Annotated in this window: 4 protein-coding genes; 1 reads left to right on the top strand and 3 read right to left on the bottom strand. The window is 57.6% G+C overall.

Going from position 1 to position 4,221, the window contains the following annotated elements:
* Positions 1-218 precede the first annotated feature (218 nt).
* Together WF331_RS28985 and WF331_RS28990 are read right to left on the bottom strand one after the other, a co-directional pair.
* Positions 219-398, bottom strand: a complete 180-nt coding sequence (locus tag WF331_RS28985) for a CsbD family protein (protein WP_027919235.1) — start codon at positions 396-398, stop codon at positions 219-221.
* Positions 399-470: 72 nt separating this feature from the next.
* Positions 471-1,457 (bottom strand): hypothetical protein, encoded by a 987-nt coding sequence (locus WF331_RS28990; RefSeq protein ID WP_340623553.1) that lies wholly within the window; start codon positions 1,455-1,457, stop codon positions 471-473.
* Between the two features lie 197 nt (positions 1,458-1,654).
* Here WF331_RS28990 and WF331_RS28995 point away from each other — a divergent pair, with 197 nt between their 5' ends.
* On the top strand, positions 1,655-3,130 hold the full coding sequence (locus tag WF331_RS28995; RefSeq protein ID WP_340623554.1) for a helix-turn-helix transcriptional regulator: 1,476 nt from the start codon (positions 1,655-1,657) through the stop codon (positions 3,128-3,130).
* A gap of 64 nt (positions 3,131-3,194) precedes the next feature.
* Here WF331_RS28995 and WF331_RS29000 read toward each other — a convergent pair whose 3' ends face one another.
* Positions 3,195-4,127: a GAF domain-containing sensor histidine kinase gene (locus WF331_RS29000; protein ID WP_340623555.1), complete on the bottom strand. Its 933-nt coding sequence runs from the start codon at positions 4,125-4,127 to the stop codon at positions 3,195-3,197.
* Positions 4,128-4,221: the final 94 nt, after the last annotated feature.

The following is a 4,221-nucleotide window of genomic DNA, read 5'->3' on the forward strand; positions in this document are numbered from 1 at the left end:
GTCCCCGCCGCGATCTCGACGATCAGAAGGTTAGACAATCGCAGGCGTTTTCACACAGCCTGGGTCGAAAGCAGCCGGTCACGACAGACCACTTTCGACCCATGGCGGACACTCAGTCCGGTGTAGATCCAGTTCATTCTCATTTGAACGGCCTAGCCAGGCGCGCTGAACAAAAGGTCGCCCGAGGGCGACCTTTTGTTCATCAGCAGGTGACCAGGTTAATCCTTGGTGACTGCATCCTTTACTTCACCGACTACCTGCTGCGCTTCGCCCTTTTTCTCCTGCAGTTTACCTTTCAACTCCAGTTCCGTGTTCCCGGTGGCCTTGCCTACGGCTTGCTTGACCTTGCCGACAGCTTCGTTAGCCATGCCTTTTACTTTGTCCGAAGTGCTGCTCATGGTTTTCTCCTTCGACAGTCATCAGTGAAAGGTGGGTTGGATGAGACATGCGTGCATCGATTGAATTGCGTGTCACTCAGCGATGACGCGGATCTTGCGTGAAGACAACGCGAAGCGGCCTACTGCAAAGCTCAAGGCGGCTCCGATCAGCAGCGTTACCAAGGTGCCCCAGGCTGCTTTCGAAACATTGCTGGCGGCGACCTGAGCCGCTTCGCGTGCCTGCTGTTCTGCCTGATCCTTCAGAGCCTTCACCTGCTCAGCGGCTTGTTGATAAGCACGGGCGTAGTTATCGACCACTTGCTCGGCCTCCTGCTGGCTCTTGCCGGTACGCGCAGCAACGATGTTGACCAAGGCTTCCTTGTCTGCGGCGCTAAGGGCAGGCTCACCCGCCTTGCGTACCCGCTCGAACCACTGCTTGAGCTGGTCGATCGCCAGAGTCGGGTTTTCGGCCGCGACCTGGCCTGCAGACTCACCTTGAGCCTGAACCTGATCGGCCTTGTGCTCCAAGGTCGAGGGATTCAGCTCAGCCTTGCCGGACTGCTCCAGTGTTTTGTTCAACTCAGCTTCCAGGCTGTCCCAGTCGAGCGAGATACCCTGCTTGTTCAGTTGCTGCTTGATGCCTTGGCCTACACCTGGAGCGGCTGCAGCGACGCCGTTGGCGGCGAGCGAGAGGCCTTTGCCGGCAATGTTCCCAGCGGTACCAACCACGCTGCCGGCTAACGAGGCCAGCAGCCAGGTAGCCATCAGCGTGGTCACTGTCCAACTCAACAGACCATGCAGGCCCCCCCGGGTAGGTGCGGTACGGCCGGCCACCCAGGCACCGGCAGCCACGGAGAGCAGCGTGCTGATGAACAACCACACCCCCGCGCCCGTACCAAAGCCGCGCAAGGGGTTGCCTTCAGCCATCGGATCCACGGCGCCGGCGCCGATGGCCGTTCCCAGCACACTGAGTATCAGGTAGCTGGCCAAGGCGATGGCGCCGCCTGCGAACACGGCGCTCCAGGATACCCGCAGCGTGCTGACAGCATTGGCTGGGGCGGTCACATACGATTCAGTCATCTATGCATCCTCGTGAGTTGAGACTGGCAGCACCAGCAACTAGTACCTCTGGTGCAACGTCAGGGCCAGTTTGCAGGTCACATGGAAGGCTGTATTGGCGCATCTGCACCTGACCGATTAGTGCATCCGCACCACCCCTGGCCTGCCTGCAGCAATTAAGCTCCAGGTAAAAACTACATGCGCGATGGAGAACCGCCATGAGCGACGCCGTGCTCGCACGAGAGACCAACCGCCGCCAACTTCAGCAGATCATCGCCGGATTGACCGATGGTGTGATCCTGCTGGAAATCGACCAGTCGATCATCTGGGCGAACGAAGCGGCCCTGCGCATGCATGACGTCGACAGCCTGGAGCTACTGGGTAGCAACGCTGACGCTTATCGCGAGCGCTTCGCCCTGCGCTACCGCAACAACCACCCGCTTGAAGCCGAGCAGTACCCTATTGCTCGTGTGGCTGCTGGGGAAGTGTTCAGCGACGTGGTGATTGAGGTTACGCCCGTTGGCGATGAGGAGGCGCGCAGCCGGGTACACCGGGTGCGCAGCATGGTGCTGACGGACAGCAAGGGCGAGGCTGAATCGCTGGTGCTGATCATCGCCGATGCCACTGAATGGGCCAGCGCCGAACAGCGCTTCGAAAAAACCTTCAACGCCAACCCGGCCCCTGCAGTCATCTGCCGCCTTAGCGATCTTCGCTTCATCAAAGTCAATCAAGGTTTTCTCGAGATGACCGGCCATGTCCGGGAGAACGTCATCGGCAGGACTGTCTATGAGGTGGATGTGCTGGAAAACGCCGAGCGCAAGGAGCTGGCGATCGAGCGACTCATAGAGGGTGCGACCATCCCGCAGATGCAGGCCGAATTGCGCTTGCCGGATGGCGGCACAAAGCTGGTCATCGTGGCCGGGCAACCTCTGGACATGCATGAGGAAGATTGCATGTTGTTCTCTTTCACCGACCTTGAGCCCAGGCGCAAGGCGGAAAATGCCCTGCGTCAGAGCGAGGAACGCTTTGCCAAGGCGTTTCGCCTTAGCCCAGTGCCTACCCTGTTGTGTAGCGCCGACAGGCAGCAGCTTATTGATGCCAACGAGGCCTTTCTCGACACGCTGGGTTACACCGCTCAGGAACTGATCGGCAAAACGGTGGCTGAAATAGATTTCATGGACGATCGGCGAGTCATGTCGCAGGTATGCGACGTGCTGGAAAAGACAGGCCGTATCGAAGCGCTAGACCTCAAACTGCGCAAAAAAAACGACGAACGACTCGACTGTGTCCTGCAGGCCGACAGCGTTAGCCTGCAAGACTCGCCCTGCTATCTGCTCGTACTGATGGATATCACCGAGCGCAAGCGTTCAGAACTGGAGTTGGTCGAGGCGATCGAGACGGTCATGCAGGATGCGTCGTGGTTCAGCCAAACCCTGATAGAGAAATTGGCCAACGCGAAACGAATGAATACCGGTCGTTTGCCGGATGCATCGTTTACCGACCTTACGCGCCGAGAGCGTGACGTGCTGGCGCTCATCTGCGAAGGCCTTGCCGACAAAGAAATCGCAGCGCGGCTGAACCTGGCGCTCAACACCATTCGCAACCATGTATCCACCGTTTATTCCAAACTCGACGTCCATAGTCGTAGTGAGGCGATAGTCTGGGCTCGGGAACGAAGGTTATTTGCAGGGTAACCGTCGTGGTCTGGCGCCCAATAGCCGCAGGAGCTTGGCTTAACCTCATGGAGGAACTCAACAGCTAGTCCGCGTTCATCCACTCCAAGGTGCCAGGAAACCTCGCTACGAAGCGCGTGCCGGACGCAGACGTAGAGGTGACTGATAGCGTCCCGTTGTGACCCGTCACAATCTGAGAGGCGATATACAAACCAAGCCCCAGGCCCTCTCCGCGACTACCACCAGCCGACCTCTTGAACGGCTGGAACAGTAGCGGTAACAAAATGTCGGGAATTTCTGGGCCATGGTTCATCACTGACAGGACTATATGATTTTCTTGCATGCTTGCGATGACTTCTATCGGCTGATCACGCGCACCGTGAGCAACTGCATTGCCCAACAGGTTTGAGAGCAACTGCCCCATTCTCCCGGCATCACAGAAGACCCCAGGTGAAATCCTCACCTGTTGATGGATTTTGACGGTGGGATGACTCGTCATGATTTCATTGATGACGGCAATAAAGACGTCACCCAGGTTGTCCACCAACGTCCGCTTGACCGGAATACCTCCCCCCAACTTTCCTCGGGAGAAATCCAGGACATCTTCAATCAAGTTATTCATCCGCTGCGAGCTTTGTCGTATAGCAGTGGCCAGCTTCTGCTCGCGACCGGCGGGAAGCTTAGCCTCCAACAGGTCGGCGCTCATTCTGATAGCGCTCAGCGGCGAGCGGAGGTCATGTCCCAGTACGGCAATGAACTGCTCGCGGACGATGCCCGTCTCAGCTGCATCGGCCAGTTCGATGGCTTTGGTCTCTAGCTCCGCCACAACGTCTAGTTGAACAGCTATTAACTGGGCAAAAAGCGTTAGCGTTTTGCACACCGCATCTTCATCAAAATGGGCCGGAACCTCATCGATCGCACAGAGCGTTCCGAAGAAATCTCCGTTTGTCCGGGTGATCGGAATGGAGACGTAGCTTTCCAGGCCGTAGGTCTGAGGGGTGTGGTGTGTGGAGTACACCGGATGCTCACTGGCATATTTGAATAGAACGGATCGTGTCCCAGGAAGTGGTGTAACTCATCATGGCTCTGGCCACTGAGTTTGCCGTTTAGTT

The sequence above is a fragment of the Pseudomonas sp. YNh genome, assembly GCF_037993085.1.
GTDB lineage: Bacteria > Pseudomonadota > Gammaproteobacteria > Pseudomonadales > Pseudomonadaceae > Aquipseudomonas > Aquipseudomonas putida.

Coding starts and splice junctions, on each gene's coding strand:
- WF331_RS28985 (WP_027919235.1), bottom strand. CDS start 398: ATGAGCAGCACTTCGGACAAAGTAAAAGGCATGGCTAACGAAGCTGTC.
- WF331_RS28990 (WP_340623553.1), bottom strand. CDS start 1,457: ATGACTGAATCGTATGTGACCGCCCCAGCCAATGCTGTCAGCACGCTG.
- WF331_RS28995 (WP_340623554.1), top strand. CDS start 1,655: ATGAGCGACGCCGTGCTCGCACGAGAGACCAACCGCCGCCAACTTCAG.